The organism is Luteitalea sp., from assembly GCF_022842525.1.
In the GTDB taxonomy this organism is placed as follows: domain Bacteria; phylum Acidobacteriota; class Vicinamibacteria; order Vicinamibacterales; family Vicinamibacteraceae; genus Luteitalea.
In genome coordinates this window covers 1-2827 of the sequence record NZ_JALHPM010000369.1, presented here as the reverse complement: position 1 = coordinate 2827, position 2827 = coordinate 1, and the positions used below count along the sequence as shown (strand labels likewise).

4 protein-coding genes are annotated in these 2827 nt (G+C 67.7%); all 4 read right to left on the bottom strand.

The features are described from left to right. A partial coding sequence (locus tag Q0C41_RS31085; RefSeq protein WP_291990878.1) for an FAD-binding oxidoreductase occupies positions 1 to 1092 on the bottom strand: 1092 nt, incomplete at its 3' end. Then, the gene (locus Q0C41_RS31080) at positions 1089 to 2078 is read right to left on the bottom strand and encodes an HD domain-containing phosphohydrolase (protein ID WP_291990876.1); all 990 of its coding nucleotides are present in this window, start codon (positions 2076 to 2078) and stop codon (positions 1089 to 1091) included. The genes Q0C41_RS31080 and Q0C41_RS31085, both read right to left, overlap by 4 nt. A 9-nt stretch (positions 2079 to 2087) precedes the next feature. Further along, entirely contained in the window at positions 2088 to 2438 is a 351-nt protein-coding gene (locus Q0C41_RS31075) for a glycogen-binding domain-containing protein (protein ID WP_291990874.1), read from the bottom strand. A 36-nt stretch (positions 2439 to 2474) separates the two neighbouring features. Next, positions 2475 to 2827: Spy/CpxP family protein refolding chaperone (locus tag Q0C41_RS31070; RefSeq protein ID WP_291990873.1), on the bottom strand; the 353-nt coding region annotated here is incomplete at its 5' end.

The window sequence follows — 2827 nt, the reverse complement described above, 5'->3', positions numbered from 1 at the left end:
GCCCTGCGGCGCGGCGACCTGCAGCAGGTCGCCCGGCGCCACGCGGTCGTGCAGATACCGCGAGACCACACCCTTCTCCTCGCGCTTGACCGTGATCTCCACGTATCCCCGCTGCTCGGCAGAAGACGCGATCGTGTACGACCGCTTGGTGGTGCTGCCCGCCTGGGCCACAGCGAGCGTCAGGAACTGCCCTGGCAGGAACTCGAAGGGCACCGGCCCGCCCGTCGGATTGACGAGTCTGAAGGTCTTGATCTCCGGCGTCTCGTCGAAGACGTTGGCGACGCGGAGCGAGCCGCTCCAGGTGCTTGGCGACTGTTGCACGCGATCGGACACGGAGGCCGCGGGTGGAGCGGACTGCGGCTTGATGCCCGACGACCCTGCGACGGGCGGGGTGGGGGTCGATACAGCGACCAGAGCGCCCGGCGGCGGTTCCGTCAAGCGTGCCAGCAGAACGGCGGCCCGCCTCATCTTGACGACGTACATCAGCACCATCACGACCGCGAACCCAATCAACAGGACCATGACCGTCCAGTGCCACAGGGACCAGCCCAGCCACCCGTGCGTCATGGGGGGCGCGGGCGTTGGCAGGTTCAGTTCTCTCTTGAACCACTCGAGCGCGATCTGCTGGGGCGAAGCGCCCGCGGCGGCGGCGCGGTGGGCCGCGAGACCGCTGCCGAACCGGGCGAGGCCCTCCCGCATTCGTCCCACCGCGTCCTGCATCGCGGCGTAGTCGTTTCGGGTCGCGGCTTCCTGGAGCGCATGGAGCGCGCCCGACAACCCCCGCGTCCCCGACTCCATGCGCGCATGTGCGTCGCGCTGCAGTTCGGCGAGTTGTTCTGGAGTCAGTGCGGGGAGCCCCATGAGCCGTGGGTACAACTCCTTCGGCGGTGTCGTCCCCATGCCCTGCATCATGTCCGCCATGCCCGACATCGCGCCTGTGTCGGTGGAGGTTGCTGGCGGAGACTGCGGCGCTCCTGCGGGCGCGGGATGGTGCTTGGCGTGCTCCTCGGGACTGACCTGCGCTGCCACAGAGAGCGACAGGCAGAGCGCGATGCCGAGGCTGAGCGACAAGACAGCCTGCCTGAGTCTCATGCGTCGACCTCCCGAGGCGTCGGCAGGCCGTCTCTCTCGAAGTTGTCGCCATCGGAAAGCCCGACGACCGCGCGCAACGCCGCGAACGCCGTGGCGTCGATCTTGCTGCCGCTCAGCGCGGACATCTCTGCGAGCGCTGCGCTGGTATCCGCGGGCGTGTGGTAGGGCCTCGGCTCAGTGAGTGCCGCGTACACGTCCGCGACGCGCAGGATGTTGGCCGCGGAGTCGATCGCGTCGGCCAGCAACCCGCGCGGATAGCCGCTGCCGTCCGGGCACTCGTGGTGTTGAGAAACGATCCTCGCGATGGGGTCGGTCCTCGGGATTGCCCGGAGCATCGACACCGCGAGATCGACATGACTCCGCATCACGATCTTCTGCTCCTCCGAGAGGCGGCCGTCCTTGTAGAGAATGTCGTCGGGTACACCGGCCTTGCCGATGTCGTGCACGAGCCCCGCGAGGCGCAGGTCGGAGACCGCCCCGCGGTCCAGGCCCATCTGCTCACCAACCCGCACGGCGATCGCCGCAACCCGGCGAGAGTGCGCGAGCGTGGCGGCGTCTCTTACGCCAAGAGCCGTGAGGAGGCCGGTGAGGCCTTGCACCATCTCGGTACGCTGAGACTTTCTGATCACCTCGTCACGCTGCCACTTCCGGTAGTTGGCGGCGTGAACAAGCTGTCCCGCGGTGAGTCCGACCACAGCGTACACCACGGGCCACGCGAACTGGTCGGGATTGAACATGGGCGAGTTCCGCCAGTTGAGCAGGAGATGCAGCAAATAGATCCCGCTGATCGCCGCGGCGGCGGCGAGCGCGCCGCGCCGCTCCATCGCCACCGCCGCGATGATGACGGGCACCATGAACAGGCCTGCCAGCGCGATGTGCAAACCGTGGACAGCGTGCGTTCGCGTTCCGAGCGCGAAGTGCACCGCGGTGAGGACGACGGTCCACACGACGGCGCTACGAAGCTGGCTGGCCTTCTCGGGGTCCATGCGGCGCACTCACAGCCTCTGGCCGACGGTCGGCGTCGCACCTGTGGGTAGTTCCTCGACGACGAGCACACGGTTCATTGTGCCGTGCTCGTTGGGAACGCAGCCCGGGCAGCCGTCGAACGCCTTGTCGCACCCGGGCTCGCAGCACCACTGGCCGTCCACGACGAATTTGTACTCGTAGGTTCCGGGTGTCAGATCGAGGTCAAGCACCCAGTGGCCGTCACGGGTCGTCCGCTTCATGGGATGAGCCGTGGTGCTCCAGTTGTTGAACGTGCCGGCAACGAAGACCTGCTTCGCGTCGGGGGCCTTGATCGACACGACCGTGCCTCCCGGCCTGCAGTGGGAGTCTCGCTTGCTCATGGTGTGGTCTCCTGGTGGCTGATTCGGAACGCCGGTTCACATGTCGCTCATGCCGCCGCCACCCATGCCGGGCATAGCAGCTGGCTGGTTCGCCGGCGCTGGAGCGGGCGGCGCCATGCCCGTGAGCTGTTTGCGCTGCTCGTCGGTGAGCACGGCGGCGGCCTTGCCCACGTCGCGGATGAACTCGATCCGCTGCTCGCTCTTGATCTGCTCGATCTCGCGCGCCTTGGCCTCGACCTTGGTCGCGTCCGGCGCGTCGCTCCCGGTCAGATCCCACAGCTCCTGCTCGGCCTGGTCGATCTTCCGCTGCAGCGTCGCTTGATTCAGGAGCGACTGCTCCTTGATCTCGCCGAGCTGCTTCCGCTGCTCGACCGTCAGCGTGATGTGCG